We start from the raw sequence: 795 nt of genomic DNA, 5'->3' as shown, positions 1-795 counted from the left end.
CGATCGCGGATGTCTATCCCGCGGAAGGCGGGACGTCCACGCCGGCGATGACCGAGTAGGGTAGGGTGCTGCGCCAGCGTTCACCGCTGCGCGGCGCTGGTGCAAATAGCGCGGGGGCGAATCGGTTAAGGTGTCGGGCTGAACGAGTTGAGAACCGACGATGAGCAAGCTCAAGAGCCTGGACGAACTGTTTGCAGGCCGTCACTTTGACCGCGATGTGATCATTCTGTGTGTTCGCTGGTACCTGCGCTACAAGCTTAGCTTGCGCGATCTGGTCGAAATGAGGAACGCATAGTCGTTGTGGGCGTATCTGGTGACGAGCCCGTACTCAACCCACCTGATGAGCGCGGCTTCATGGATTCTGAGCCGGGAGGCGGCCTCTGATCTCGTCAACATGCCCCGGTCTCCCAGTCTGTCGCGACGCGAGCGTAACTCATTTCGCTGAGCGGGATATGAGACGCGCATCGCGGTAAATCGTGTCGGCCTTGCCGGGCCTGATGCAGCCACCGGGGCGGATGCCCGGATTGTTGAGGATTTCTGGGCGAGGTTCAAAGCTGCGTTACACATTGGGAGGCACCTTGAGTGCCAGGCGATAATGGTGCCCCCATTTTTCCTCTGCGGCATCCATGACTCAAAACACCCGATCTGGCGTCGGCAGACTGAGCGACGACAAACGCAAAGCGATTGCACTTCAGGCCCTCGCGCGCACCGAACCCATCAGTGTGCTGGCTGAGCGTAACGGCGTGAGCCGCCCGACGGTCTACCGACAGATCGGCACGGCCAGTGTAGCGCTCG

At 60.8% G+C, this 795-nt stretch carries 1 pseudogene; it reads left to right on the top strand.

Going from position 1 to position 795, the window contains the following annotated elements:
* Positions 1-160: 160 nt before the first annotated feature.
* Positions 161-283, top strand: a pseudogene (locus BMI01S_RS41780) (IS6 family transposase); the annotation flags it as partial.
* Positions 284-795: the final 512 nt, after the last annotated feature.

The organism is Paraburkholderia mimosarum LMG 23256 = NBRC 106338 (assembly GCF_000739815.1).
In the GTDB taxonomy this organism is placed as follows: domain Bacteria; phylum Pseudomonadota; class Gammaproteobacteria; order Burkholderiales; family Burkholderiaceae; genus Paraburkholderia; species Paraburkholderia mimosarum.
The sequence above is the reverse complement of the archived record's forward strand: the minus strand, read 5'-3'. Positions and strand labels throughout refer to the sequence as shown.